Annotated in this window: 23 protein-coding genes; 15 read left to right on the forward strand and 8 right to left on the reverse strand. The window is 66.0% G+C overall.

Annotated elements, in window-relative coordinates:
* Nucleotides 1-18: 18 nt before the first annotated feature.
* Genes A8950_RS04175 through A8950_RS04210 form a run of 8 tightly spaced genes read left to right on the forward strand, consistent with a single transcriptional unit; the run spans nucleotide 19 to nucleotide 8313 of the window.
* Nucleotides 19-1602: an ABC transporter ATP-binding protein gene (locus tag A8950_RS04175; RefSeq protein WP_133612334.1), complete on the forward strand. Its 1584-nt coding sequence runs from the start codon at nucleotides 19-21 to the stop codon at nucleotides 1600-1602.
* Nucleotides 1599-2747: an ABC transporter permease gene (locus A8950_RS04180; protein WP_243735523.1), complete on the forward strand. Its 1149-nt coding sequence runs from the start codon at nucleotides 1599-1601 to the stop codon at nucleotides 2745-2747. The genes A8950_RS04175 and A8950_RS04180 overlap by 4 nt, the downstream gene beginning before the upstream one ends.
* Nucleotides 2740-3714 (forward strand): ABC transporter permease, encoded by a 975-nt coding sequence (locus A8950_RS04185; protein WP_133612335.1) that lies wholly within the window; start codon nucleotides 2740-2742, stop codon nucleotides 3712-3714. Before A8950_RS04180 ends, A8950_RS04185 begins: the two co-directional genes overlap by 8 nt.
* A 4-nt stretch (nucleotides 3715-3718) precedes the next feature.
* The gene (locus tag A8950_RS04190) at nucleotides 3719-4108 is read left to right on the forward strand and encodes a cytidine deaminase (protein WP_243735524.1); all 390 of its coding nucleotides are present in this window, start codon (nucleotides 3719-3721) and stop codon (nucleotides 4106-4108) included.
* Nucleotides 4105-4899: a purine-nucleoside phosphorylase gene (locus tag A8950_RS04195; protein WP_133612337.1), complete on the forward strand. Its 795-nt coding sequence runs from the start codon at nucleotides 4105-4107 to the stop codon at nucleotides 4897-4899. Before A8950_RS04190 ends, A8950_RS04195 begins: the two co-directional genes overlap by 4 nt.
* Complete coding sequence (deoA, locus tag A8950_RS04200; RefSeq protein WP_133612338.1) at nucleotides 4899-6215, forward strand: thymidine phosphorylase; 1317 nt, start codon at nucleotides 4899-4901, stop codon at nucleotides 6213-6215. Before A8950_RS04195 ends, deoA begins: the two co-directional genes overlap by 1 nt.
* Nucleotides 6216-6229: 14 nt before the next feature.
* Entirely contained in the window at nucleotides 6230-7450 is a 1221-nt protein-coding gene (locus tag A8950_RS04205) for a phosphopentomutase (protein WP_133612339.1), read from the forward strand.
* A complete protein-coding gene (locus A8950_RS04210) occupies nucleotides 7450-8313 on the forward strand; it encodes a phytanoyl-CoA dioxygenase family protein (protein ID WP_208109730.1) in 864 nt (287 codons plus the stop codon). The genes A8950_RS04205 and A8950_RS04210 overlap by 1 nt, the downstream gene beginning before the upstream one ends.
* On the opposite strand, the gene A8950_RS04215 is transcribed toward A8950_RS04210, so the two are convergent.
* On the reverse strand, nucleotides 8310-9089 hold the full coding sequence (locus tag A8950_RS04215) for an AraC family transcriptional regulator (RefSeq protein WP_133612340.1): 780 nt from the start codon (nucleotides 9087-9089) through the stop codon (nucleotides 8310-8312). The genes A8950_RS04210 and A8950_RS04215 overlap by 4 nt on opposite strands.
* 120 nt (nucleotides 9090-9209) lie before the next feature.
* Between A8950_RS04215 and A8950_RS04220 the strand changes: the two genes are divergently transcribed.
* The 3 genes from A8950_RS04220 (at nucleotide 9210) to A8950_RS04230 (ending at nucleotide 12432) form a co-directional block, all read left to right on the forward strand.
* Nucleotides 9210-10460 (forward strand): MFS transporter, encoded by a 1251-nt coding sequence (locus A8950_RS04220; protein WP_279513018.1) that lies wholly within the window; start codon nucleotides 9210-9212, stop codon nucleotides 10458-10460.
* Between the two features lie 137 nt (nucleotides 10461-10597).
* The gene (locus A8950_RS04225) at nucleotides 10598-11083 is read left to right on the forward strand and encodes a hypothetical protein (RefSeq protein WP_133612341.1); all 486 of its coding nucleotides are present in this window, start codon (nucleotides 10598-10600) and stop codon (nucleotides 11081-11083) included.
* A 131-nt stretch (nucleotides 11084-11214) separates the two neighbouring features.
* The gene (locus A8950_RS04230) at nucleotides 11215-12432 is read left to right on the forward strand and encodes a multidrug effflux MFS transporter (RefSeq protein WP_133612342.1); all 1218 of its coding nucleotides are present in this window, start codon (nucleotides 11215-11217) and stop codon (nucleotides 12430-12432) included.
* Between the two features lie 41 nt (nucleotides 12433-12473).
* Here A8950_RS04230 and thpR read toward each other — a convergent pair whose 3' ends face one another.
* The 4 genes from thpR to A8950_RS04250 form a co-directional block, all read right to left on the reverse strand.
* Nucleotides 12474-13037 carry an RNA 2',3'-cyclic phosphodiesterase gene (thpR, locus tag A8950_RS04235; protein ID WP_133612343.1) on the reverse strand — a complete coding sequence of 188 codons (564 nt, stop codon included), beginning with the start codon at nucleotides 13035-13037 and terminating at the stop codon, nucleotides 12474-12476.
* Between the two features lie 115 nt (nucleotides 13038-13152).
* Nucleotides 13153-14196: an NADP(H)-dependent aldo-keto reductase gene (locus tag A8950_RS04240; RefSeq protein ID WP_133612344.1), complete on the reverse strand. Its 1044-nt coding sequence runs from the start codon at nucleotides 14194-14196 to the stop codon at nucleotides 13153-13155.
* Between the two features lie 21 nt (nucleotides 14197-14217).
* A complete protein-coding gene (locus A8950_RS04245; RefSeq protein ID WP_133612345.1) occupies nucleotides 14218-15375 on the reverse strand; it encodes an FIST signal transduction protein in 1158 nt (385 codons plus the stop codon).
* A complete protein-coding gene (locus A8950_RS04250; protein WP_133612346.1) occupies nucleotides 15372-16043 on the reverse strand; it encodes an arylesterase in 672 nt (223 codons plus the stop codon). Before A8950_RS04250 ends, A8950_RS04245 begins: the two co-directional genes overlap by 4 nt.
* Between A8950_RS04250 and A8950_RS04255 the strand changes: the two genes are divergently transcribed.
* Both A8950_RS04255 and A8950_RS04260 read left to right on the forward strand, forming a co-directional pair.
* Nucleotides 16042-16719 (forward strand): ABC transporter ATP-binding protein, encoded by a 678-nt coding sequence (locus A8950_RS04255; protein WP_133612347.1) that lies wholly within the window; start codon nucleotides 16042-16044, stop codon nucleotides 16717-16719. The genes A8950_RS04250 and A8950_RS04255 overlap by 2 nt on opposite strands.
* A gap of 2 nt (nucleotides 16720-16721) precedes the next feature.
* Nucleotides 16722-19259 (forward strand): ABC transporter permease, encoded by a 2538-nt coding sequence (locus tag A8950_RS04260; RefSeq protein WP_133612348.1) that lies wholly within the window; start codon nucleotides 16722-16724, stop codon nucleotides 19257-19259.
* A gap of 6 nt (nucleotides 19260-19265) precedes the next feature.
* Here the strand turns inward: A8950_RS04260 and A8950_RS04265 are convergent, their stop codons facing one another.
* Nucleotides 19266-22091, reverse strand: a complete 2826-nt coding sequence (locus A8950_RS04265; protein ID WP_133612349.1) for a [protein-PII] uridylyltransferase — start codon at nucleotides 22089-22091, stop codon at nucleotides 19266-19268.
* A 62-nt stretch (nucleotides 22092-22153) separates the two neighbouring features.
* Nucleotides 22154-22771, reverse strand: coding sequence for a hypothetical protein (locus tag A8950_RS04270; protein WP_133612350.1), 618 nt, complete (start codon nucleotides 22769-22771; stop codon nucleotides 22154-22156).
* Nucleotides 22772-22987: 216 nt separating this feature from the next.
* On the opposite strand from A8950_RS04270, the gene A8950_RS04275 reads away from it, so the two are divergent.
* A complete protein-coding gene (locus A8950_RS04275) occupies nucleotides 22988-23761 on the forward strand; it encodes an ABC transporter ATP-binding protein (protein ID WP_133612351.1) in 774 nt (257 codons plus the stop codon).
* A 168-nt stretch (nucleotides 23762-23929) separates the two neighbouring features.
* Nucleotides 23930-25285 carry a sensor histidine kinase gene (locus tag A8950_RS04280; RefSeq protein ID WP_133612352.1) on the forward strand — a complete coding sequence of 452 codons (1356 nt, stop codon included), beginning with the start codon at nucleotides 23930-23932 and terminating at the stop codon, nucleotides 25283-25285.
* Nucleotides 25286-25430: 145 nt separating this feature from the next.
* Here the strand turns inward: A8950_RS04280 and A8950_RS04285 are convergent, their stop codons facing one another.
* The gene (locus tag A8950_RS04285) at nucleotides 25431-25973 is read right to left on the reverse strand and encodes a PRC-barrel domain-containing protein (protein WP_133612353.1); all 543 of its coding nucleotides are present in this window, start codon (nucleotides 25971-25973) and stop codon (nucleotides 25431-25433) included.
* Nucleotides 25974-26155: the final 182 nt, after the last annotated feature.

The following is a 26155-nucleotide window of genomic DNA, read 5'->3' on the forward strand; positions in this document are numbered from 1 at the left end:
CTGGCGATCGACCGTAGAATGCCGGCGGCAGAGACAGCGCATGCAACGGCGGCGACCGCAGGGGCGCCGCCGTTCGCCGTTGAACTGGTCGGCATCGACAAGAGGTTCGGCCCCGTCCACGCCAACCGCGACGTCTCGATCGCCATCGCGCGCGGCGAAATTCACGGCATCATCGGCGAGAACGGGGCCGGCAAGTCGACCTTGATGTCGATCCTCTACGGCTTCTACGAGGCGGATCGCGGCGAGGTCCGCGTCGCCGGCCGGTCCTGTTCGATCCGCTCGTCGGCCGATGCCATCGCCGCCGGGATCGGCATGGTGCACCAGCATTTCATGCTGGTCGACGGCTTCACGGTGCTGGAGAACGTCATGCTGGGCGCCGAGGGCGGCGCCCTGCTGAAGAAACACGAATCAGCGGCGCGCGCCGAGTTGCGGCGCCTCGCCGGGGAATTCGGCCTCGACCTCGATCTCGATGCCACGGTCGGTGAATTGCCGGTCGGCGACCAGCAACGCGTCGAGATATTGAAGGCGCTCTATCGCCATTGCGAGGTGCTGATCCTGGACGAGCCGACGGGCGTGCTGACGCCGCAGGAGACCGACCAGCTATTCCGCATCCTGCGCTCGCTGAAGTCACGCGGTGTGACGGTTCTCCTCATCACGCACAAGCTGAAGGAAGTGCTGGCGATCACCGACCACGTCACCGTCATGCGGCGGGGCGAAGTGGTGGCCGACCGTCGCACCGCCGAAACCGACGCGGCCGAACTCGCCGAACTGATGGTGGGCCGCAAGGTCAGGCTTGATATCGACAAGACGCCGGCCCGCCCCGGTAAAGCGGAAATGGTGGTGGAAAACCTGGCACTCACCGATGCGCGTGGTATCACCCGGCTCAGCGACATCAGCTTTTCCCTGCATGGCGGCGAGATCGTCGGCATCGCCGGCGTTTCCGGAAACGGCCAAAGCGAATTGCTCGAAGTACTTGCCGGCATGCGGCCGCCCGGTAGCGGACGGATCCGGCTGGGCGATGCGGAGGTTACCTCCACGCAGCCCACCGATCCGGCCGCACTTCGACGCCTCGGCGTTGCCCATGTGCCGGAGGATCGCCATCGCCTGGGTCTGGTGCCGGGATTTGCCGCCTATGAATCGGCCGTTCTTGGTTATCAGGCGGATGACGATATTGGCAGCCGCCTGTTGCTGGCGCCCGCGGCGATGCGCGCGCGCTGCGCCAAGCTGATGCAGGGATTCGACGTGCGTCCGCCGGATCCGCTGCTGGGATCCACCAAATTCAGCGGCGGGAACCAGCAGAAGCTGATCCTTGCGCGCGAGATGGCGCGGACGCCCCGCGTGCTGCTGGTCGGCCAGCCGACACGCGGCGTCGATATCGGCGCCATCGAATTCATCCACCGCGAGATCCTGGCCATGCGCGACCAGGGCTGTGCCGTATTGTTGGTGTCGGTCGAACTCGACGAGATCCTGGCACTGGCCGACCGCATCCTGGTGATGAACCAGGGCCGCATCGTAGGCGAGGTCGCGGCGGCGGAAGCGGACGAGCGCAAGATCGGCATCCTGATGGCCGGCTGTGATCCGGCAACGGGGGCGCCGCTGTGAGTGCGCATGCCGGCAATCTGTCGCCGGGCCAGTTGCCGGCCTGGATCGATATCGGCGTCCTGCCGGTCCTCAATGTCGCGATGGCGCTGATTGTCGCCGGCATCATCGTGGCATTGATCGGCGCCGATCCCTGGGAGGCGATCTACTGGCTGGTCCAGGGTGCCTTCGGCAGCGGCTATGCCTGGGGCTATACGCTCTATTATGCCACCAGCTTCATCTTTACCGGCCTTGCTGTCGCCGTTGCCTTCCATGCCGGCCTCTTCAACATCGGCGGCGAGGGGCAGGCCTATATCGGTGGGCTCGGTGCCGGGCTGGTGGCGCTGGCTGGTGATTCATTCCTGCCGGCGCCGGTCCTGCTGCCGCTCGCCGTTCTGGGCGCTGCGCTGTTCGGTGCGAGCTGGGCCTTCATTCCCGCCTGCCTGCAGGCCTATCGCGGCAGCCACATTGTCATCACCACCATCATGTTCAACTTCCTCGCTTCGGCGCTGATGGTCTATCTGATGGTGGACGTGCTGATCGAGCCCGGGCAGATGTCGGCCCACAGCCGCGAATTCGCCGAGACGGCCTGGCTGCCCACCATGCGCGAGATGCTGGGCCTGGTCGGCATCGACATGGCGGACTCGCCGCTCAACCTCTCGCTTCTCTGGGCGCTAATCTGCTGCGGCCTGGTCTGGGTGTTCATCTGGCGCGCGCGTCTCGGCTACGAGATCCGGGCGACCGGCCTCTCGCCCAGCGCCGCGCTCTATGCCGGTATCCGCCCGGCACGGGTGACGTTGATCGCCATGGCGCTGTCAGGCGCACTCGCCGGCTCTGTCGGCGTCAACGAGATCCTTGGGCTGCAGCACCGGCTGCTGCTGGATTTCGTCGCCGGGGCCGGCTTCACCGGCATCGCTGTGGCGCTCATGGGGCGCAACCATCCCTTCGGCATCGTGCTGGCCAGCCTGCTGTTCGGTGCGCTCTACCAGGGTGGCGCCGAACTGGCTTTCGAGATTCCGACCATCACGCGCGACATGATCGTCACCATTCAGGGCCTCATCATCCTGTTCTCGGGCGCCCTTGCCTATATGAACCGGCCCTGGGTCGCGCGCCTCTATCAGTATATCGCGACCCGCCGGTCGGGCGCCGGAGTGCCGGCCCATGGATGACCTGTTCTACCTTGGCATCTCGACCCTGGCTGCGACGCTTCGCCTGGCGACACCGCTCATCCTCTGCGCCATGGCGGGCCTGCTGTCGGAACGCGCCGGAGTGATCGATATCGGCCTCGAGGGCAAGATGCTGGCCGGCGCCTTTGCCGCGGCGGTGACGGCGGCGCTGACCGGCTCGCCCTATCTGGCGCTGCTCGCCGGCCTCACCATCGCTGCCGCCCTCTCGCTGCTGCACGGCCTGGCCAGCATCACCTATCGCGGCGACCAGGTGGTCTCGGGGGTCGCCATCAACATCATCGCGATGGGGCTGACGGTGGTGCTTGGCAATGCCTGGTTCGGCCGCGGCGGCAACACACCGGACCTCAACCCGGAACAGCGCTTCATGCCGCTGCAACTGCCGGGTGCCGCCGACCTGCGCGAGGTGCCGCTCATCGGGCCGTTCTATGCCGATGTTGTGAGCGGCCATTCGCTGCTGACCTATCTTGCATTGCTGCTGGTGCCGCTGATCTGGTTCCTGCTCTATCGCACCCGCTTCGGTCTGCGGCTGCGGGCGGTCGGCGAGGCGCCGGCCGTGGTCGACACAGCGGGCATTTCGGTGCTGCGCCTGCGCTATTCCGCGGTGATCCTGGCCGGGCTGCTCTGCGGCCTTGCCGGCACTTTCCTTGCCATCGCGCAGAATGCCGCCTTTCAGCGCGAGATGACCGCCGGACGGGGCTTTATCGCGCTGGCCGCCATGATCTTCGGCAAGTGGCGGCCATGGCCGGCCTTCTTCGCCTGCCTGCTGTTCGGTTTCCTGGATGCGGTTGCCATCCGCCTGCAGGGCGCGGTCATTCCCGGCATCGGTCCCGTGCCGGTTCCCCTGATCCAGGCCCTGCCGTATATCCTCACCGTCATTCTGCTGGCCGGTTTCATCGGCAAGGCCCTGGCGCCGAAAGCGCTGGGGCGACCCTATGTCAAGGAGCGTTGATTCCATGAAATCCGAGCTTTTCGCGGCAGCCAAGGCAGCGATGGACCGCGCCTATGCGCCCTATTCGCACTTCCCGGTGGGGGCCGCGATCCTGGCCGAGGACGGCCGGGTCTATGCCGGCTGCAATGTCGAGAACGCATCCTTCCCGGAAGGCTGGTGTGCCGAGACCTCGGCGCTCGGCGCCATGGTGACGGCCGGCGCCAGGCGCATCCGCGCGGTCGCGGTGATTGGCACTGCGGCACTGACGACACCCTGCGGCGGCTGCCGCCAGCGCTTGGCCGAGTTCGCCGCCGCCGACACGCCGGTCCATATCTGCGGGCCGGAAGGGGTACGGCAGACCTTCCGCCTGGACGAGCTGCTGCCGGCGGCCTTCGACAAGGAACACCTGCCGTGAGTGCGGCCGAGATCATTGCCACCCGCGCCCCCGGTTTCCGCGCGCGGATCGGCCTCGTCCTCGGCTCCGGCATGGGCGGCTTTGCCGATACGATATCGGAGGCGGTTGCCATACCCTATGGCGATCTGCCTGGCTTCGGCCGGTCCGGTGTCACCGGCCATGCCGGCCACCTGGTGCTGGGGCGGATCGGCCAGGTGCCGGTTGCCGCCCTGCAGGGCCGCGTGCATTTCTACGAACGCGGCGATGCGACGGCGATGCAGGTTCCGATCGCGTGCCTGAAGGCGCTTGGCTGCGATATCCTGGTCGCCACCAATGCCGCCGGTTCGCTGAAACCGGATATGGGGCCGGGCAGCCTGATGCTGATCGCCGACCATCTCAACCTGGTCCAGGCCTCGCCGCTCTTCGGAATCGAGGGGGACGGCCGTTTCGTCGACATGGTGAACGCCTATGACCCGGAGCTCCGCGTTACCTTGCGCGAACAGGCGAAGGCGCTCGACCTCGTCCTCCATGACGGTGTCTATGCCTGGGTGTCGGGGCCGCAATTCGAGACGCCGGCCGAAATCCGCATGCTGCGCGCGATGGGTGCGGATGCAGTCGGCATGTCGACCGTGCCGGATGTGATCCTGGCCCGTCATCACGGGTTGCGCGTGCTGGGGGTCAGCGCCATCACCAATCTGGCTGCCGGGCTGGGTGCGGCGCCGCTCAGCCACCAGCACACGATGGCGGAAATGGCGGCCGCTTCCGGTCGGTTGTCGCGCCTGCTGCGCGCCTGGATCGAGGGGCTTGCCTGATGCTGCCGCAGGAGATCATCCGCAAGAAGCGCGACCGCCAGCGCCTGACCGAGGCGGAAATCGCGTTCTTCGTTGCCGGCATAACCTCGGGTGGGGTCAGCGAGGGGCAGATCGCGGCCTTCGCCATGGCGGTCTTCTTCAACGGTATGGACATGACCGAGCGGGTCGCCCTGACGCGCGCCATGATGCGATCGGGCAGCGTGCTCGACTGGTCGTCGCTGGGCCTCGGCGGCCCGGTCCTCGACAAGCATTCGACCGGCGGCGTCGGCGACAAGACCTCGCTGATCCTGGGGCCGATCATGGCGGCTTGCGGCACCTATGTGCCGATGATCTCGGGCCGCGGTCTCGGCCATACCGGCGGTACGCTCGACAAGTTCGATGCCATTCCCGGCTATCGCACCGCGCCCGATCTTGGCACCTTCCGGGACGTCGTGAAGCAGGCTGGCTGTGCGATCATCGGCCAGACTGCCGACCTGGCGCCGGCCGACCGGCGCTTCTATGCCATCCGCGACGTCACGGCGACGGTGGAATCCATCGCCCTCATCACCGCTTCGATCCTGTCGAAGAAGCTGGCCGCCGGCCTCGAGGGGCTGGTGATGGACGTCAAGACCGGCAGCGGTGCCTTTGCTGCCGAACTCGAGATGGCGCGGGAACTGGCCGATTCCATTGTCCGTGTCGCCAATGGGGCGGGGGTGCGTACCAGCGCGCTCATCACCGACATGAACCAGGTGCTGGGCCGGACGGCCGGCAATGCCCTCGAGATGATGGAGGCGATCGACTGCCTGAAGGGCGAGGCGACCGATCCGCGCCTGCTTGACTGCACGCTGGCGCTTGCGGCGGAACTGCTGGTCATCGGCGGCAAGGCGGCTGATGCGCGCGAGGGGCGGCACATGGCCGAGCGCGCCCTGGCCGATGGCCGCGCCGCCGAGCGTTTCCGCCGCATGGTCGAAGGGCTGGGCGGCCCGGCCGATATCCTCGAGCGGCCGGCGCATCATCTCGCTCCTGCGCCCATTGTGCTGCCCTGCTATCCGGAAGCGGCGGGTCGACTGCTCAGCATGGATGTCCGAGCCATCGGCATGGCCGTGGTCGCGCTGGGCGGCGGTCGCGTGCGGCCCGAGGATGCGATCGACCATCGCGTCGGCCTGAGCGAGATCGCCGGCCTCGGCGAGGAGATCGGTCCGCAGCGCCCCATCGCCCTGGTTCATGCCGCCGATGCCGCGGCTGCCGAGGCGGCGATGGAACGTCTGCGGCGCGCAGTGCGCATCGTCGGCGAGCCCGGCCGCAACGGCCCGGTGGTGATCGAGCAGCTGCATTGAGCTAGACTGATCCTATGGAACGCCGCGCCTTCATTCTGGTCATGGATTCCTTCGGCATCGGCGCTGCACCTGACGCGGCGCGCTTCGGTGACGAGGCAGCCGATACCCTCGGCCATATCGCGGCTGCCTGCGCCAGCGGGCTGGCCGATCGCCCCGGCTTGCGCGCCGGACCCCTGCGCCTCCCAAACCTGGCGCAACTGGGCCTCGGCCGCGCGGCGGAACTGGCGACAGGTCATATACCCGCCGGGCTGCAGATTGCGCATGTTTCGGGGGCCTTCGGCGCCGCCGCCGAAAAATCCGCCGGCAAGGATACGCCAAGCGGACATTGGGAAATGGCAGGCTGCCCGGTACCGGTAGACTGGGGCTATTTCCCGCAATCGGTTCCGGCTTTTCCGGCGGATTTTGTCGCGGCGTTCCTGAAGGAAACCGGGCTTCCCGGCATCCTCGGCAATTGTCATGCCTCCGGCACCGAGATCCTCGACCGCCTGGGTGAGGAGCATATCCGGACCGGGTATCCGATCTGCTACACCTCGGCGGATTCCGTGTTCCAGGTGGCCGCGCATGAGGTGCATTTCGGCCTCGAGCGCCTGCTCGCGATTTGCGCCGTCGCCAAGCGCCTGCTGGAGCCCTGGCGCATCGCCCGCGTCATCGCGCGGCCCTTCCTGGGCGAGGCGCGCGGCACCTTCATCCGTACTGCCAACCGCCGCGACCTGACGACACCGCCGCCGGAGGACACGCTGCTCGACCGGCTGGTGGCTGAGGGGCGCGAGGTGATCTCGGTCGGCAAGATCGCGGACATCTTCGGCGGCCGCGGCATCAGCCGGAAGGTCAAGGCGGCGGACAATCAGGCGCTGTTCGACGCGACGCTGGATTGTGTGGCGACGGCGCCCGCCGGCAGCCTGACTTTCACCAATTTCGTCGATTTCGACACGCTGTTCGGCCATCGCCGCGACGTCGCCGGCTATGCCGCGGCGCTCGAGGCCTTCGATACGCGCCTGCCGGCATTCCTGGCCGCGCTGCGGCCCGGGGACCTCGCCCTCATCAGCGCCGATCACGGCTGCGACCCGACTGCGCCCGGCAGCGATCACACGCGCGAATTCGTGCCGGCGCTGTTCTTCGGGCCGGCGGCGCCGGTCGGCAGCCTCGGTCGGCGAGACAGCTTTGCCGATCTCGGCCAGACTCTCGCCGCGCATCTCGGCCTCGACCGGCTTGCCCATGGGGAGGCCTGCTTCTGATGCAACCGCGCCGCTTAGCCGCCACCGATGCTGGGCTGACGCCGGAGATGCGCGCCGCCTTCGATGCCGAAGGTTATCTGCTGATCGAGGATTTCGTGGCGCCGGATCTGTGCGACGCCCTGGTGGCGCGAGCCCGCGAGCTGGTCGACGGTTTCGACGCGGCGGCGCACCGCACGGTATTCTCGACGACATCGGTGGCGCATGCCGCGGATCGCTATTTCCAGGAATCGGGGGACGCCATCCGCTTCTTCCTCGAGGAAGAGGCGGTTGATGCCGAGGGAAACCTGACCAGGCCGAAGGCGCTGGCGGTCAACAAGATCGGCCATGCCATGCACGACCTTGATCCGGTCTTCTCGGCCTTCTCGCGCCAGCCGCGGCTCGCCGCACTTGCCGGCGGGCTGTTCCGCGATCCGCTGCTGCTGCAATCCATGTACATCTTCAAGCAGCCCGGCATCGGCGGCGAGGTGTCCTGGCACCAGGATTCCACTTACCTCTATACCGATCCCTTGAGCTGCATCGGATTCTGGTTTGCGCTGGAGGACGCGGATTCGTCGAATGGCGGCATGCTGGCACTGCCCGGAGCGCATAAGGGGCCCTTGCGCAAGCGATTCCGGCGCATGGGCGAGGCGATGGTGACGGAGACGCTCGACAACACGCCCTGGCCCGAGGCCGAACCGGTCGCGCTCGACGCCCGCAAGGGGACGCTGGTCGTGCTTCACGGTCTGTTGCCGCATTACAGCAGCGCCAACCGTTCGGCGCGCTCGCGCCATGCCTATACCCTGCATGTGATCGACGGTGCTGCCGGTTACCCGGCCGATAACTGGCTGCGGCGTGGCAAGGAACTGCCACTGCGCGGATTCTAGCCGGCGGCAAGGCCGGGATAACGGCTAGGGGGGAAGCCCAGAGTCCTGCGGAACATGGTGGTGAAGGCGGCCGGGCTGTCATAGCCGAGGTCGAGGGCGATCGCGGTCACCTTTTCGCCGCCGGCAAGGCGCGGCAGCGCGGCAAAGAGACAGGCTCGCCGCGCCCAGGCGGCGAGGCTCATGCCGCATTCCAGCTTGAAGTGACGCGTCAGGGTCCGGCGGCTCATCGCCAGATCCGCCGCCCAATGATCGAGTTTCACATCGGCCCGCGGTGCCTGCAGGAAGCGACGGCAACGCTTGACGAGGCGCGTATCGCGCGGCAGGGGCAGCGAGAGCGGCAGGGTCGGCAGGGCGCGCAACTCCATCAGCAGCAGGTCCGCCGCCAGACCGTCGCGGCCGGCAATGTCGTATTCCACCGGCATATCCACGGCGGCATTGACCAGTGCGCGCATCAGCGGCGACATGGCAAGCACCTGGCACTTGTCGTGAAACCCGGAAAGTCGGTCCGGCGTCACGTAGACGCTGCGCATCGCCACCGGGCCGATCGCGCGGACGCTATGGATGATGCCGGGCGGAATCCAGACGGCCTGGTCCGGCGGCACGATCCAGGTGCCGTGTTCGGTGACCACTGTCATCACGCCGGAGACCCCGTGGAGTAGCTGGCCCCTGGCGTGGCTGTGGCTGCCAATCTCGTGATCCGCCGGCATGTCGATGCCGACCGCCACAATCGGGCGCGGGATGCTTTCGTAATCGGCGCTACGGACGTTGCGAACCATGGCTGCCTCAATCTTTGGCCCAAAATCGAAAGAAAATGGCCTATTATGGCAAGCAGGCCGCAATCCGTTGAGTAGATTCTGCGCAATTCACAGAATCCAGCGGATTTTCAGGAGTTCAGCGTGGCCGTCGAAGCCAATCAAGCGATATCGACCCCGGGCCAGGCAGCCAGGCCTGCGGCACCGGCGCAAGACGATACCGGGCAAACCCGGACCCTGGTCCTGGTGACGATCAGCATCTGCCACATGCTTAACGACATGATGCAGTCGCTGCTGCTGGCCATCTATCCGATCCTGAAATCCAATTACGCACTCGACTTCGGGCAGATCGGTCTCATCACGCTGACCTTCCAGGTGACGGCTTCGCTCCTGCAGCCGGCCATCGGCCTCTATACCGATCACCGGCCCAAGAACTATGCGCTCTCGCTCGGCATGGGGTTCACCTTTGCCGGCCTCATCCTGCTGGCCTTCGCCACCACCTTTCCGCTGATCCTCTGCGCGGCGGCGCTGGTGGGTATGGGCTCGTCGATCTTCCACCCCGAATCCTCGCGCATCGCGCGTCTGGCCTCGGGCGGTCGGCATGGTTTCGCACAATCCCTGTTCCAGGTGGGCGGCAATGTCGGTTCCGCGATCGGGCCGCTGGTTGCGGCCTGGTTCATCGTGCCGCATGGCCAGGGGGCGATCGGCTGGTTCTCGATCACGGCGCTGGTCGCCATCGTGCTGCTGGCGGGTATCGGCAACTGGTACAAGAATCACCGCGCCGCCGCCGCGCGGCGGAAGCGCCCGCCGGTTGAAGGGCACGGCCTGTCGCGCCGCCGTGTCGCCTTCGTGATCGGCATGCTGCTGGTGCTGCTGTTCTCGAAATACTTCTATACGGCAAGCCTCAGTTCCTACTACACCTTCTATCTGATCGAGACCTTCGGTGTCGGAATCGCCGACGCGCAGATCTATCTGTTCCTGTTCCTCGGCGCCTTTGCCCTCGGCACCGTGCTCGGCGGACCGGTGGCGGACCGCATCGGGCCGAAGCGTGTCATCTGGGGATCGATCTTCGGCGCATTGCCCTTCACGCTGGTGCTGCCTCATGTTGGGCTCGTTTGGACGGTAATCCTGACCGTGCCGATCGGCATGATCATCGCATCTGCCTTCGCCTCGATCGTCGTTTATGGTCAGGAACTCATCCCGGGCAAGGTCGGCATGGTCGCCGGGCTGTTTTTCGGCTTTGCCTTCGGCATGGGCGGCATCGGCGCCGCGGTACTCGGGCAACTGGCCGATCTCACCGACATCGCGTTCGTCTATCAGATCTGTGCCTTCTTGCCGGCACTGGGCTTCTGCGCCGCCTTCCTGCCGGATCTCGGCGGCAGGCGGCGCCGATAGCAGGGCGCCCGCGCTCTTGTGACTGCCGGGTGACAGGGCTCACAGTTGCTGCCGTTGCACATCGCCCCGGGGCGGGTTAGTTAGGCGTCGGGGATTGCTGAGTTCGCCGGCCGGGGATGGCCGGCCGGAGATGTGTGATGACGCGCAAGTTGCTGCTGGTGGGCGCCGTGACGCTGGCAAGCCTCGCCGGTTTGGCCGGTACGCTGCTGCAGATCGGTCCGGCCGATGCGCAGGAGCCGTTCGCCGGTTCCTGGGACGTCGTCGACGTGGTCCAGGCGCCCTGGGTGGAGGCGGACTACAAGGGACCGGTCAATGCCGAGATCGCGCAGGGCCGGATAACCTTCATGGCGCAGGCCGTGCAGGCGCCGGGCTTTCTCAATTGCGACAAGGCCAGGTTCGAAGTGGCGGAGGTGCCGGCGGCGTTCCTGTTCCAGGGCAATCTCAGCGACCCTGCCCGGCAGGCGGCCGATCTTGGCCACGATGGCGGCGACATCCTCAACCTCGCCATGACCTGCCAATCGGGCGATGCCGATGTCTATATGGATTTCAGCCTGCTGGCCGACGATCTCCTGGTCTTCGCCCTCGACAACATGATCTATCGCCTGCGCCGCGTCGCCGAGTGAGGCGCCAACGCCGCATGGCACCCATACGGTGAGCGCGGTGGTGGCGGCGTAGCGCGTCGGCCATCATGCCCGGAGCGGGCCGCCATATCGGGCGGCCCGCTGTTTTTGTCTCGCGTCATCGAGTGCCAGTCATGCAGCCCAGTTCCCCCAATCCGTCCGCGCCGAATCCCGGCATCGAGTTCGTCCTGCTGCTGGCCTTCACCATCTCGCTGGTGGCGCTCTCGATCGATTCCATGCTGCCGGCGCTACCCGAGATCGCGCGCGACCTCGGAGCCGCCGATCCCAATGACCGGCAGATGGTGATAACGGTGCTGTTTGCCGGCTTTGGCATTGCACAGATCCTGTATGGCCCGGTTTCGGACAGTGTCGGGCGCAAGCCCGCGATCTATGCCGGCTTTGCCATCTTCACGCTGGGCAGCGTCATCTGCCTGCTGGCGCGCGATTTCGACACCATGCTGCTGGGCCGCTTTCTGCAGGGTTTCGGCGCTGCCGGCCCACGCACCGTGGTGGTGGCGATGGTCCGCGACCGCTTCGAGGGGCGCGCCATGGCGCGCATCATGTCGCTGGTGACCTCGGTCTTTATCCTGGTGCCGGTGCTGGCGCCGGCCCTGGGTCAGGGTATTCTGCTGGTTGCGCATTGGCGGGCGATCTATTGGATGCTGCTGATCCTGGGGCTTGGCACGGGCCTGTGGTTCGCGCTGCGGCAGGAGGAGACGCTGGACATCTCGCGGCGACGCGAATTGTCGCTGGGCCGCATCCTGCGTGCCGTCATCGAAGTATTCCGCAACCGCATCTCGTTCGGCTATATGACGGCGACCGGCCTCGTCTTCGGCGCCTTCATCGGCTATCTCGCCTCCTCGCAGCAGATCTTCCAGGAGATGTACGGCGTCGGCAAGTGGTTCGCCGTCTATTTCGGCATCCTGGCGATCTCGTTCGGCGCAGCCTCGCTGCTCAATGCCAGGCTGGTCATGCGCTTTGGCATGCGCCTCCTCTCGGGCCGGGCGCAATGGGCGCATACGCTGCTCTCGATCGCTTTCGCCGTCGCGGTCGTCGCCCTGGACGGCGTGCCGCCGCTGCCGCTCTTCGTCGGCTACATGATGGCGACCTTCTTCCTGATCGGCATCCTGTTCGGCAATTTCAATGCGCTCGCCATGTCGCCACTCGGTCACATAGCGGGCGTCGGCGCCGCCGTGATCGGCGCCTGCACGACTTTCATCTCGGTCGGTTGCGGCGCCATTATCGGCGCTGCCTATCAGGGCACCGTGCTGCCCCTGGTGGTCGGCTTTGCCGTTCTTGGCGCCTGTTCGCTGGCCGTCACCTGGTGGGCTGAGCAGAAGGGCCGCGGCTAGGCGATCATCAGTCCTGGGCGATCATTGATCCCGGCCTATGGTCAGGCTCGTGCCTGGCGATAGGCGTAGCTGGTCGAGAGGTCGTAGGAACGCTCGGCGTGATAGATCGGCGTCTCGCCGCCGAGATGGCTCGAGAACAGGGTGAATTGCGTCACCTCGAATGGCTCCGAGCGGAAGAGATTGTGCATGGCAAGGTATTGCTGCAGCTTGTGCGGCGGCGGGTCCTTGGGGCGCGCCAGCGTCACATGCGGCCGATAGTTCTGGCCCTCCGGCGGCAGGCCCGCCCGCACCACGGCCGACTCGATCTTTTCCTGAAGATGCATCAGCGCCGGCTCCTTGGCGACGCCGGCCCAGATCGCCTTGACGCGGCCGCCGCTGGCGAAATGCCCGACTTCGGCGAGGCGCAGCGTGAAGCCTGGCGCCCGGATACCGGCGAGGGCGGCGTCGACATAATCCATCTCGCGCCCGTCCAGTTCGCCCAGGAAACGCAGCGTGATGTGGAAATTCTCCGGCGGCACCCATTTGGTGGTCGGCAGGCCGCCGCACAGCAGGCGCAGTTGCCAGCGCACCGGGTCGGGCAGGGAAAGGGCCACGAAGAGGCGCATCACACACCTGCCGAAGGAAACGGCCGAATCGCCAATGGCACGATCATATCAGCGATCCCGGTGACAGAACAATGAAACCGCCCGCCGGAGCCGGCCGGGGTCAAAGGACGGGCCTTCACGGGCAGGGATAGGTATGTTCCTTGTGGATCGCCTCGATCCCGTTAACCACTTCCGCCGACAGGCGGATATCGGCGCTGTCGATATTGCGCCCCAGTTGCGCGAGATTGGTCGCGCCGATGATATTGCTGGTAACGAAGGGGCGCGAATTGACGAAGGCGAGCGCCATCTGCGCGGGGTCTAGCCCGTGACTGCGTGCCAGGGCGACATACTTGGCCGTCGACGGATCGGCATGCGGGCCGCGATAGCGCTTGAAATGCGGGTATCGGTTGAGCCGGTCGGCGGGCGAGGCGCTGCCGTCCAGATATTTGCCGGTGAGCGCTCCCATGCCGAGCGGCGAATAGGCGAGCAGGCCGCAATTCTCGCGATGCGCGACTTCGGCCAGGCCCACCTCGAAGCTGCGGTTGAGCAGGGAATAGGCATTCTGGATCGAAGCCATGCGCGGCAGGCCGAGGCGCTCCGATTCCGCCATCCAGCGCGTCGTACCCCAGGCGCTTTCGTTGGACAAACCGATGGCGCGGATGCGGCCGGCCTTGATCTCGTCGGCGAAAACGGCCAGCACTTCTGCAAAGGGTGTGAAGGTTTCTTCCGTCTTGTGCTCGTAGCCAAGGCGGCCGAAGCTGTTGGTGCTGCGCTCGGTCCAGTGCAACTGATAGAGGTCAATGTAGTCGGTGCCGAGACGCCGGAGGCTTTCGTCGAGCGCCGCCCGGATGCTGGCGCGCGAGAAATCCAGCTTGCCGCCGCGCACATAGGTCAGGCGCTCGTCCGGCCCGGCGATCTTGCTGGCCAGGACCACCTTGTCCCGCTTGCCGGGGTTCCGCCGGAACCAGGAGCCGATGATCCGTTCCGTGGCGCCATAGGTTTCGGCGCGGGGTGGCACGGCATACATCTCGGCCGTGTCCCAGAAATTGACGCCGCGCTCCAGCGCCATGTCCATCTGCTGGTGACCCTCGGCTTCGCTGTTCTGCTCGCCGAAGGTCATCGTGCCGAGGCAGATCAGGCTGACATTGATGTCGGTACGCCCGAGGCGGCGGAATTCCATGGATTGTTTCCTGTCGCAGGATCAGAGGAAGAGGGTGAGGACGCCGGTATAGGCGTAGCAGCGGTCGTGGCTGATCTCGCCATTGGCGAAGAAGCCCGTCAACGGAAAATCGCCGAGATGCTGGCGGATGATGCCGGTCTCGACGGCATGAGGGCCGAACAGACTGGGCCCGCGTGCAACGCAGGAGACATAGAGGCCGCCCTTGACGGGTCGGTCGAGGCGGGCCTTGAGGCGCTGCAGCATGCGCGCAAGATCCGCTTCCGCACCGGCCCGGTCGCGCCTGGTGAACATGATTGACTGGCCCTCGGCAAGATCGGCGCCGATCGCCAGCCACTGACGGTTCGAATCGATACCGGTGATGTTGCGCACCAGAAAGTCGCCGGTGTCGGAACCGGGGACGGGCAGGGCGGCGAAGATGAATCCGGCGATGCGGTTTAGGTCACGCGACAGCACCTCGCCGATTTCGCGCTTCAGCACGGCAAGAGCCGGTTCGCCGTCCAGCGATTTGATGATGCTGTCCTCGACCTCCGTCACGACGTGCTGCGGGCCGATCGGCGAGCAACCCTGGCTGAGTCCCGTTGCCACGCTCACTGCATCGGTCAGCAGGGCGCCCGACAGGGCGGCCTCGCCGGTCTCGCCGGCCACCTGCAGGTAGCCGTGGCGCGACGCGGTCAGGCCGCCCAGCAGGAACAGCCCCGCCGAACTGCTCAGCTGGCGCATAAGTGCCGGCAGGTGTCCGTTGGTCGGGTTGCCATGAACGATGCCGACGCAGGGGTGCCGCGCTGCCATCCAGTCTGAAATCGCGCGCAAGCGGCTGGATGATCCGCCGGGATTGGGGTCGAGCAGGCGGAAGGAATCCGGCGCGACCGGCAGCGCCATCAGACTGATGGCCGGTTCGTCGAAGTATTCGGCGACATCGCCGGCGCCGTCATTGCCCAGCACACCAAGGCCCAGCGTGCCGATCCAGCTGTCGTGGCCGCTGGCCAGGCGCAACTGGTCGACGATGGCCGGGAGATGCGGCGCCAGATGGTCGCTGGCATAGACGAATCCCAGTTCGTCGCGCTGCAGGGGTCCGATGCGGGCGAGGCAGTGGCGCGTGAGGTCCGCCCAATGTGTGCCGATCCGGCTGGCGCCGGCATGAGCGGCGCGGCAGACCCGGGTCTGGCGGCCGTCACTCACGACGCGTTGTCCAGCAATCTGGCCAGCTGGGGCATGATCCCCTCGACGATCACGGCGACGCCTTCCCTGGTCGGATGGATGCCGTCGCCCTGGTTGAGCTCGGGCCGCGTCGCGACGCCCTCGAGGAAGAAGGGGTAGAGTTCCAGCTGGTGGGCGGCGGCGAGGTCGGGATAGATCGCGTCGAAGGCATCGGCATAATCCTCGCCCATGTTGCGCGGCGCCAGCATGCCCGCCAGCAGGATCTCGGCGCCGGTGTCCTTGATGCGCTGGATGATGGTCTCGAGATTGCGCCGGGCTTCCTCCGGCGGCAGGCCGCGGAGGGCGTCATTGGCGCCCAGTTCCAGGATGACGATATCGGGCCGGTCGGCCAGCATCCAGTCCAGCCGGGCGACGCCGCCGGCCGTCGTGTCGCCGGAGACACCCCCATTGATTACCTGGGCCCTGCGCCCCATCTTATCGAGGGCCTGCTGCAGCTGGGGGACAAATCCATCCTCCTGGGGAAGACCGTATCCAGCGGTGAGGCTGTCGCCAAAGGCGAGGATGCGCACCGGTTCGGCAGCCTGCGCCCGGTCCGAAACCGGGACCACGGCAGCGGCCAGCAGGAGCAATCCGGCGGCAAGGACGGGAACGAGACGTGAAAAACTGGGGATTCCGGAAAAGGACGGCATGATCGAACTCTCTCAGGTTGCCCTTAAACTGGGCAGTGCCGCTGGCGAGGTCAATATCCTCAACGGCATCGATTTGGGCATCGCGGCCGGGGAGACGGTCGGTCTGGTCGGGCCGTCGGGCTCGGGCAAGACCTCGCTCATGCTGCTGCTCGCGGGCCTCGAGAGCGCAACTTCGGGGCGCATCCGGATCGACGGGGCCGAAATTACCCGCATGAACGAGGATGAACTGGCCCTGTTCCGACGCCGGCAGATTGGCATCGTTTTCCAGTCCTTCCACCTCATCCCCACCATGAACGCGCTGGAGAACGTGGCGGTGCCGCTGGAACTGGCCGGCATCGACGACCCGTTCACGATTGCGTCAAGGGCGCTGGAGGAGGTGGGGCTGGGCCACCGTGTCACACACTATCCCTCACAGCTTTCCGGCGGCGAACAGCAGCGTGTCGCCTTGGCGCGGGCGATCGCGCCGCGGCCGAAGCTGCTGCTGGCCGACGAACCCACCGGCAATCTCGACCACGATACCGGCGAGAGGATCATCGAACTGCTGTTTGCCCTGCGCGAGCAGGTGGGGGCGACCCTGCTGCTGATCACCCATGATCCGGGCCTCGCCCGGCGCTGCGACCGGACCCTGCGCATGGCCGACGGCCATATCGTCGGCGACGAACGGATGGCGGCCTGACCATGCGGCAGCTCGTTCTCGCCGCCCGGCTGGCGCGACGCGAATTGCGCGGCGGCATCCGCCGCTTCGGCATCGTCATTGCGGCGCTGGCATTGGGCGTCGGCATCATCGCCGGCGTGGGCTCACTGTCGGCCGCGATCGAGGCCGGCTTTGCCGCCGATGCGCGCGCGATTCTGGGGGGCGATGCCGAGTTGCGCCTGGCCTATCGCGAAGCCGATGCCACCGAGCGGAATGCGATGGAAGCGGGCGGCCGCGTCTCGCATGCCATGGAAATGCGCGCCATGGTGAAGGTCGCCGACCCCGATGTCGCGCCAACCCTGGCCGAGGTAAAGTCGGTCGACGACGCCTATCCGCTCTATGGCGCACTGGAACTGGAGCCAGCCGTGAGCCTTGCGGCAGCACTGGCGCCGCAAACTGACGGCCTCTATGGCGCTGTCCTGGAGCCGACTCTTGCTGATCGTCTCGGCGTCAAGGTAGGCGATGCCATTTCAGTCGGCAGTGCCACTTTCCATGTAGCGGCCCTGGTGACCTACGAGCCGGATCGCGGCCTGCGCGGATTCTCGCTGGGGCCGCGACTGATGCTGCGGCCGGAAGCGCTGGCCGAGACCGGCCTGCTGCAGCCGGGCGCCCTGGTCTATCACCTCTATCGCATCGCCTATGCCGAGGGTGTCGACGGCAAGGCCTTCCTCGACGGATTGCGCAGCGACCTGCCCAAGGCCGGCTGGCGCATCCGCGAATTGAAGGACGCCAATTCCGGCGCCAAGCGGTTCATCGACCGCACGGCCCAGTTTCTCAACGTCGTCGGCTTTGCCGCGCTTCTCATCGGCGGCATCGGCATCGCCAATGCGGTCCGCGCCTATCTGGAAAGCCGCGCCCAGTCGCTGGCCATCCTGCGCTGTGTCGGTGCCACCTCATCGCTGCTGTTCATGATCTATGGCATGCAGGTCCTGGCAATGACCCTGGTCGGCGTGCTGGTGGGCCTTGCCATTGGCGTGGCACTTCCCTATGCCGCCCAATCCGTGCTGGCGGGCTATGGCCTGCGGCTGCTGCCCGGCCTCTATGCGGCGCCGATGCTCTTTGCCGCTGCCGTCGGTCTGCTGACGGCTTCGTCCTTCGCCCTGCTGCCGCTGCTGCGGGCCCAGCGCGTGCGCCCGGCACAGCTCTTCCGCGCGCTCTCGCTCGAACTTGGTGCGATGAAGCGGATCGACCTCGTCCCGCTCGCGCTCATCGGCGTGGCGCTGGCCGGGCTGATCCTGCTCGGCAGCAACGACCGCATGCTCGGTTTCTATTTCATCCTGGCAGCGCTCGGCGCGCTGGCCCTCTTCCGCCTGCTCGCCATGGCGATCCACGGCGCCGCGGCCAGGCTCAGGGCCAGGGGTCAGGCGGCAGGCTGGCCGCAGGCGATCCGCTTCGCCCTCGGCGCCATGGTGCGGCCGCAATCGCCAGCTGCCGGCATCGTCGTCTCGCTGGGCCTTGGCCTGACCGTGCTGGTGGCGGTGGGCCTGATCCAGCGCGGCCTGACCCAGGACATACGCGAGACCCTGCCGCAGCAGGCGCCGAGTTTTTATTTCATCGACATCCAGCCCGGGCAGCTGGCGGAGTTTGGCGCCGATGTGGGGGCCTTCCCCAGTTCTGCCGATTTCGCCTCGGTGCCGATGCTGCGCGGCCGTGTCGCGCGCGTCAACGACGTGCCGTCGGAGGAGGTCGAGGCCGACCCCAATGTCGCCTGGGTGCTGCGCGGGGATCGCGGCGTCACCTGGTCGGCGGAACGGCCGGCCAATGCCAATGTGGTCGAGGGCGAATGGTGGCCGGCCAACTATCAGGGTGAGCCGCTGGTCTCGCTCGATGTCGAGGCGGCGCGCGGCCTCGGCCTTGGCGTCGGCGATACCATCACCGTCAACATCCTGGGGCGCGAGATCGGCGCCAGGATCGCCAATCTGCGCGAGATCGACTGGGCGCATCTCGACATCAACTTCGTGATGATCTTCTCGCCCGGGCTCATTGGCTCGGCACCACAGACCCATATCGCCACGGTCCGGGTCGATCCCGAACGCGAGAGCGAATTGGTCAAGGTACTGGCCGCCAAGTATCCGAATGTCTCGGCGATTCGCGTCAAGGACGCGATCTCGACGGCGACGCGGATTCTGGAAGCGGTCGGCGTCGCGGTCAGGACCGCGGCCGGCATCGCGCTCATCGTTGGCGCTCTGGTCCTCGCTGGCGCCATGGCAACCGGACAGCAGCGGCGCATCTACGAGGCGGTGCTCCTCAAGATGCTGGGCGGGACGCGGCGCGATGTGGCGCTCGGATACGTCACCGAATTCGCCTTCCTGGCCACGCTGAGCGCCGGTCTGGCGCTGGTCATCGGCAGCATCGGCGCCTGGGCGTTCCTCACCCGGGTGATGGAGAGCAGCTGGACCTTCGATCCGCCGCTTGCCCTCGGTATCCTGGGCGTCGCGCTCGTGCTGGCACTGGGCCTCGGCTTCGCCGGATCCTGGCGCGCGCTGGGGGCCCGGGCGGCGCCATATTTGCGGAACGAGTAAAGACGCCTACTGCGCCGCCGTGACGTTCTGCGGCGGGCGCGGCGGCCAGGAATCGAGGGTGGTGACCCGGGTCGCGGCATCGCCCGGTTCCTCGATCTCGGTCAGTACCTCCATCAGCGCGGCGCGGATCGCCTTGCGGCGCTCCTCGCTTTCGATCTTCAGGCCGAACTGGTCCTTCACGTAGAACACGTCGACGGCGCGATGGCCGAAGGTCGACACCTTGGCGCTGGAAATCTGGCAGTTGAGCCGGGTAAGGCAAGCGGTCAGGCGATGCAGCAGGCCGCGCCGGTCTCGGCCGTTGACCTCGATCACGGTATGGGTGGCGCTGGCCCGGTTGTCGATTAGGACGCGCGGGATAATCGGAAAATTGCGCGCTGCCGGATCAGCCAGCTGGGGCAGGGCATCGAGCTGGGGCAGCAAGCGCTGCGGCTGTTCCAGCACCAGGCGGATAGTCGCAGTCAGCTTGGCAAGGCGGGCTGGCTGATCGAAGGGGCCGCCCTGGCCATCCTGGACGAAGAAGGTGTCGAGCGCCTTGCCGTTCCTCAGCGTGAAGATGCGCCCGTCGACGATGCTGGCACCCGACAGGGCCACGGCACCCGCCAGTTGCGAGAACAGGCCCTTGGCATCGGCGGTGTATATCGTGATCTCGGTCATCGCCCGCCACTTGTCGATATGGAACTCGACCGAAAGTGGCTGGCTGTCGGCATCGGCGGCACGGATCATGCGGGCATGGCGGGCGAGAGTCGCTGCTGGAAAAGCGAGCCAATAGGCCGGGTGGCCCCGCGCGAGATGTGCCTGCCAGTCGGCATCGGGCCAGTCCTGCAGTTCGGCGCGCAGCTGCGCCAGTGCGGCCGTGGCGCGTTCCTCGCGCGCATCCGAATGCACGCCGCCCAGCATCAGATCCTCGGCACGGTGATAGAGTTCGCGCAGCAATTGCGCCTTCCAGCCGTTCCAGGTCTTCGGCCCGACGGCGCGGATGTCGGCCACGGTGAGGACCAGCAGCAGGCGCAGGCGCTCGGGCGATTGCACCAGATCGACGAAATCTGCGATGGTTTTGGAATCGTCGATGTCGCGCCGGAACGCGGTATTGCTCATCAGCAGGTGATAGCGCACCAGCCAGGCGACCTGTTCGGTTTCCTCGGCATCCAGGCCCAGGCGCGGGCACAGCTTCTCGGCAACTTCGCCGCCCAGCTCCGAGTGGTCGCCGGCACGGCCCTTGGCAATGTCGTGCAGCAGCACGGCCAGATAGAGCACCCGGCGTGAGAGCACGTCCTTCACTACCTGGCTGGCGATCGGCGCCTCGTCTTTCAGTTCGCCCCGCTCGATGCGCGAGAGGATGCCGATGGCGAAGATTGTGTGCTCGTCGACCGTATAGGAATGATACATGTCGTATTGCATCTGCGCCACGACGCGGCCGAAATCCGGCAGGAAACGGCCCAGCACGCCGACCTCGTTCATGCGGCGCAGAGTCAGCTCGGCTCGCGCCGGCGCCGTCAGCATGTCGAGGAAAAGCGCATTGGCGGCAGCCTCCTCGCGCAGCTGGTCGACGAGGCGCAGGCAATGCGAGATCGCCGTCATGGCCGTGGGGTGGATCTCGACATCATGCTTCTGCGCGACCCGGAAGATGCGCAGCAGATCTATCGGGAGCTGGTTGAAATGGTCGGCGCGCGGAATGGTGAGGCGGCCGTTCTCCAGCGGAAAGCCGTCGAGCTCCTTCCTGAGGATGCCGAGGGTCGGCAGCCGCAGCAGCGGCTTGCGGAAGCAATGGCTCTCGATCGCCGCGCAGACATAGCGGGTGAGGCCGCCGACCGATTTCGCCACCAGAAAATAGTGTTTCATCAGCCGCTCGACGCCCTTCGAGCCGGCATGGTCGGTATAGCCGAGGCGGCGCGCGATTTCCGGTTGCAGATCGAAGGTCAGCCGTTCCTCGCCGCGCCCGGTCAGATAGTGGAGATGGCAGCGCAGCGTCCACAGGAAGTTGAAAGCCTTGTCATAGGTGGCCCGCTCGGCACCGGTGAGCAGGCCCTGATCGACCAGCGCAGCAATCGATTCCGCGCGCACGACGAAGCGCGACAGCCACAGCAGGGTCTGCAGATCGCGCAAGCCACCCTTGCCGTCCTTGATGTTGGGCTGCAACTCGTAGCGCGAGCCGCCCTGATGGGCATGGCGCGCCTGTCGTTCGGCCAGCTTTTCGTGATAGAAAGCCTCACCCCGGCCCTTGACGATGCGCCTCGCGAAGGCGCTGCGGAATTCCTCATAGAGCGTCTGGTCACCCCAGATATAGCGTGCTTCCAGCAAGGTGGTGCGGATGGTGAGGTCGGCATCGGCCTGGCGCAGGCAATCCTCGACCGATCGTGCAGCCTGCCCGACCTTGAGGCCAAGGTCCCACAGCCGATAGAGCATGAACTCGACCACCTGCTCGCAATAGGGCGCCATCTTGTAGGGCAGCAGGAACAGGATATCGATATCCGAATGAGGGGCGAGTTCGCCGCGCCCGTAACCGCCGACCGCAACCACGCTGAGGCGCTCGGCCGCCGTGGGATTGCCGAGCGGAAAGGCCTTCAATGTCGTGAAATCGAAAAGTGCGCGCAGGATCTGGTCGATCAGGAAGGCCGCTTCGTGGGCGTTCCTGAGTCCGGCCTGGGCGCCCCGGCTGTTGCTCGTGAAGCGCGCCCGGATTTCGTCGCGACCGGCGGCCAGATGGCGTTTCAGGATGGCGGATACGGCCGGCCCCTGATCGGCCGCGCTGGCGCTTTCTGCCGCCAGCGCGTCAAGCTCTGCCATCAGGCGTCGCCGGTCGATGATGGCGCGCTGGTCGTCGATATCGATCATGGAGTGGAATGTAGCAGGAACAGCCCGGTTCGGGGAAGTTGATCAGGAATCCGGGAAGTTGATCAGGAATCCGGGAAGTTGATCAGGCCGAGCGCCTCGTAGACCTGTTCGCGATCGCCGGCGCGGCTGCAGCCGAAACCGATGATGCGACGGCGCCAACCGGTCCATTGCCGACGGACGTATTTCTCGAACGCCACGCAATCAGACGGGATCGACTTGAAATCGCTGACGAACTCAGCGGTGCGAAAGCCCATATGCACACCGCTGGCACCCCATTTTTCGATCTCCAGATTGTTGAAATAATCCTTGAGACCGCTCTGCAGGGACCCGCCGCCCCGGAAGATGTAGCGATGGCCGGTCATGTGGTCGATCACCACGACGAAATGCGAGCCATCCACCGCATTGCTCTCCAGCACTTCGACCGCATCGGTCGAGGTGCTGATGATCTCGCAGGTACTGTCATACCGGCTGTCTTCGAGCTTCAGTCGGATCGAACTGCATTCCACCTCGTTCGACTGGGCATGGGCGACGCCCCCCATGCCAGGGAACTGGCCCGGCACCGCAACGGCCAGGAACAGGGTTGCCAGCAGGATCGTCGAAAAGAACTGGTGTTCGGCCGGGGCGAGAAAGTGGCGCAAGGACTGTAATAATGCCGCTGGGCGGCGCTGGCTGGGGGCCATTCGGTGATTTCCCGGAGTGGTTGCTGGTGTCACTCTGCAAAAATCAAAAGTCGAAGTCAATTCAAGGTGTTCGCCGTTCGCCTGCGTGCCCGGCACGAAGGGCTTGGCGCGGCGGGTCGGATCGGCTTACCTTGCCCCCGAGGGGCGGCCGCAACGGTCGTCCCCCCCAATAAGCTGAACAGGGCATCTATTTTGACAGGGATGGAAGGGGGGCGCATGGCGCAGCCGGCACTGGTCGTCGAGGACCTGCACAAGAAATTCGGCAATCTCGAAGTGCTGAAAGGGGTGTCCGTCACCGCCCATACCGGCGATGTCATCGCCATGATCGGCTCCTCCGGTTCCGGCAAGAGCACGCTGCTCCGCTGCATCAACCTCTTGGAAACGCCGGATTCCGGCCGGGTCACGGTCAACGGCGAACTCATCCGCATGCGGCCAACCAAGGGTGGCCATGCCGTGCCGGAGGATTGGAAGCAGGTCGACCGCATCCGCTCCAGCCTCGGCATGGTGTTCCAGAGCTTCAACCTCTGGTCGCACATGACCATCCTGGAGAACGTGATCGAAGCCCCGATCCATGTCCTCAAGGTGCCTAAGCGCGAGGCGATCGAGCGAGCCGAGCAATTGCTCGCCAAGGTCGGCATCGCCGACAAGCGCAACCATTACCCGAGCCACCTTTCCGGCGGCCAGCAGCAGCGCGCGGCAATTGCCCGGGCGCTCGCCATGGAACCCAAGGTAATGCTGTTCGACGAGCCCACCTCGGCGCTCGACCCCGAACTCGTGGGCGAGGTGCTGCGCGTCATGCGGCAACTGGCCGAGGAGGGGCGCACCATGCTGGTGGTGACTCACGAAATGGGTTTTGCCCGCGAAGTCGCCAACAAGGTGATTTTCCTGCATCAAGGCCGGATCGAGGAGGAAGGCAACCCGAAGGAGGTTTTCGCCAATCCCAGTTCCGACCGACTGCGGCAATTCCTGCAATCGACCCAACATCACTGAGCAGCCTCTATTGTGCTTTTTTTCCTTCCCGGCGACATCTTGTCCGGGGAAATGAATAATTTCTTAACCCAATTGTCTCAAGCTGCCCGGATGAAGACATAGGCCGGTCGGGCAATTTGCCTGATTCGGCTGCCACAACCCCATGTCGTCACAACCGGCTGGAATCGTGTGAGCAATCGAGCCAAGGGGATTATCCGCGATCAGCGACAGCACCGCTTTGCCTCGGTGACCATGCTGGTCGTCAACATTGTCGGCATCGCGGCGGCCCTGCTGGCGCTGTGGCGGTTGACGGCAGGCGATGAATCGGCGGCATTCTGGCCGCTGGCCGTGACCATTGCCGTGCTGGCCGTCAATATCGCCGCCTTCTGGCTGTTTCGCGCCTTGCGGCTGCGCAACAGCGCCTATCGCGGCGCCTTCGTCTCGCTGATCCTCGATTCCATCGATGCCGCCGTGACGGTCTATGACGCCGACGGGCGCCTGGTCAGGGTCAATCGCGGCGCCGAGCGCCTGTCCGGCTATAGCGAGGCGGAGCTGAAGCAGCCGGAAACCTGGCGGCATATCCTCCCCGGCGGCAGCCACCAGCAGGTGATGCAGATCGTGGCCGGCCGTCCGGCCAGCGAATACCCGATCACCAATATCAATCCCTGGGTCTCGCGCGATGGTACCGAGCGGTTGATGCGCTGGTCCAATGTCGCGCTGACCGACGACGACGGCAAGGTCGCGCTCGTCGTCTGCATCGGATTCGACATCACCGAACAGCGGCGTTTCGAAAGGGATCTCATCAACGCCAAGAACGATGCCGTGCTGGCGAACCGCGCGAAATCCGAGTTCCTGGCTAATATGAGCCACGAATTGCGCACGCCTTTGAATGCGATCCTGGGCTTTGCGGAAGTGATCCGCGACCAGCGCATGGGCGCCGACGCCGAGACCTATCGCTCGTATGCGGTCGACATCTACGAGAGCGGGCAACTACTGCTGCAACTGATCACCGACCTCCTCGACATGGCCAAGCTGGAATCCGGCCAGGTTGCCCTGCACGAAACCGAGCTCGACCTTGCCGACATCGTCGCCGCCTCGCGGCGCATGGTGCAGGCGCGGGCGGAGGAGGGCAGCGTACGGCTTGCCGTGGACATCGCGCCGAACCTGCCCGCCTTTCGCGGCGGCGAGCGGGCGCTGAAGCAGATCGTCCTCAATCTTCTGTCCAACGCCGTCAAATTCACGCCCCAGGGTGGCATGGCGTCAATCCGCATCGGGCTCAACGTCCAGGGCGGTGTCCAGATCGACGTCACCGACACCGGCATCGGTATCCCCCCGGAATCGATAGAACGACTGTTCCAGCCGTTCTATCAGGTCGACGCGAAGATCTCGCGGCGCTATGGCGGTACCGGACTCGGCCTCGCCATCACCAAGAAGCTGGTCGACGCCCATGAGGGGCAGATCGCGGTCTCAAGCGAGCTTGGCCGGGGTACGCGGGTGACGGTTTCCTTCCCGCCGTCGCGCACTCTGCAGCCGGTCGGCCGCTGACAAAGGAACCCGGCGCCGGGTCGCAGATAGACCCCGGCGCCGGGTCGTGGGCCGCCAACACCTGGCCGTCATTATCTGGCCATCATCACCCGGGCATCACCCGGGCATCACCCCGGCATCATCGGTCGACGCCCGGACGGCATCGTCATTGCTGGTCCGGCGGGTTCTCTGCCGGCAGCGGCTCGACCTGCGGCTGCCGGGCGCTCTCCTCGGCCGCCTGGGCTTCCGCCGTCTTGAATGGCGGTGCCGCTTCAAGCTGCGCCTTGGAGTAGTTCACCCGGACGACATCGACCGGTTCGGGGCGCATGTCGACCTCCTCCCAATTGAGGCCGACATCCTTGGCGCCGACACCCAGGATACCGCCAACCGAGAGCACGATTCCGGTGGCCGCACCGCTGGTATCGAACAGGACGTCCTTCACCTTGCCGACCTCCTCGCCGTCGGGATTGATCACCGTGGCGCCGATCAGGTTCTCGACCCGCATCTCGGTCGGCCGCTGGGCCTCGATGATGGCTTCGGCCGGCGGCGGCGCCTGGTCGAGCGGGGCCAAGTCAGCCGGGTATTGCTCCTGGGCCGGGGGCAGCAAGGGCTCCTGGGTGCCGTCCTGCTCGAGGTTTTCCTGGGCGAGAGCGGCCGGCGCCAGTGCGACGGCGGCGATGCCGGCAAGCAGTGTCAGTCGCATCCGCATGTCGATTCTCCATGGCTTTGGGTTGCATCGGTTGCCACGCGCCGGCCCGCCGGCCGGCCCGTTCCAGAGGTCCCGGCCGCAGATCCTGCGATGCCGGTCCCATGGCAGCCGAATGCGCCTGCCAGGAACACGTTCCAATACCCGTGGCGTCGATTGCAGATCGGTCACCAAGGCGTGGCAAA

The sequence above is a fragment of the Dongia mobilis genome (assembly GCF_004363235.1).
Taxonomy (GTDB): domain Bacteria; phylum Pseudomonadota; class Alphaproteobacteria; order Dongiales; family Dongiaceae; genus Dongia; species Dongia mobilis.

Excerpts from the sequence above, each read along its gene's own strand:
- A8950_RS04250 (WP_133612346.1), bottom strand. The coding sequence starts at position 16,043 with ATGCCGTCCTTTTCCGGAATCCCCAGTTTTTCACGTCTCGTTCCCGTC.
- deoA (WP_133612338.1), top strand. The coding sequence starts at position 4,899 with ATGCTGCCGCAGGAGATCATCCGCAAGAAGCGCGACCGCCAGCGCCTG.
- A8950_RS04175 (WP_133612334.1), top strand. The coding sequence starts at position 19 with ATGCCGGCGGCAGAGACAGCGCATGCAACGGCGGCGACCGCAGGGGCG.
- A8950_RS04185 (WP_133612335.1), top strand. The coding sequence starts at position 2,740 with ATGGATGACCTGTTCTACCTTGGCATCTCGACCCTGGCTGCGACGCTT.
- A8950_RS04275 (WP_133612351.1), top strand. The coding sequence starts at position 22,988 with ATGGCGCAGCCGGCACTGGTCGTCGAGGACCTGCACAAGAAATTCGGC.
- A8950_RS04285 (WP_133612353.1), bottom strand. The coding sequence starts at position 25,973 with ATGCGGATGCGACTGACACTGCTTGCCGGCATCGCCGCCGTCGCACTG.
- A8950_RS04210 (WP_208109730.1), top strand. The coding sequence starts at position 7,450 with ATGCAACCGCGCCGCTTAGCCGCCACCGATGCTGGGCTGACGCCGGAG.
- A8950_RS04205 (WP_133612339.1), top strand. The coding sequence starts at position 6,230 with ATGGAACGCCGCGCCTTCATTCTGGTCATGGATTCCTTCGGCATCGGC.
- A8950_RS04190 (WP_243735524.1), top strand. The coding sequence starts at position 3,719 with ATGAAATCCGAGCTTTTCGCGGCAGCCAAGGCAGCGATGGACCGCGCC.
- A8950_RS04270 (WP_133612350.1), bottom strand. The coding sequence starts at position 22,771 with ATGGCCCCCAGCCAGCGCCGCCCAGCGGCATTATTACAGTCCTTGCGC.
- A8950_RS04215 (WP_133612340.1), bottom strand. The coding sequence starts at position 9,089 with ATGGTTCGCAACGTCCGTAGCGCCGATTACGAAAGCATCCCGCGCCCG.
- A8950_RS04260 (WP_133612348.1), top strand. The coding sequence starts at position 16,722 with ATGCGGCAGCTCGTTCTCGCCGCCCGGCTGGCGCGACGCGAATTGCGC.
- A8950_RS04230 (WP_133612342.1), top strand. The coding sequence starts at position 11,215 with ATGCAGCCCAGTTCCCCCAATCCGTCCGCGCCGAATCCCGGCATCGAG.
- A8950_RS04265 (WP_133612349.1), bottom strand. The coding sequence starts at position 22,091 with ATGATCGATATCGACGACCAGCGCGCCATCATCGACCGGCGACGCCTG.
- A8950_RS04255 (WP_133612347.1), top strand. The coding sequence starts at position 16,042 with ATGATCGAACTCTCTCAGGTTGCCCTTAAACTGGGCAGTGCCGCTGGC.
- A8950_RS04240 (WP_133612344.1), bottom strand. The coding sequence starts at position 14,196 with ATGGAATTCCGCCGCCTCGGGCGTACCGACATCAATGTCAGCCTGATC.
- thpR (WP_133612343.1), bottom strand. The coding sequence starts at position 13,037 with ATGCGCCTCTTCGTGGCCCTTTCCCTGCCCGACCCGGTGCGCTGGCAA.
- A8950_RS04225 (WP_133612341.1), top strand. The coding sequence starts at position 10,598 with ATGACGCGCAAGTTGCTGCTGGTGGGCGCCGTGACGCTGGCAAGCCTC.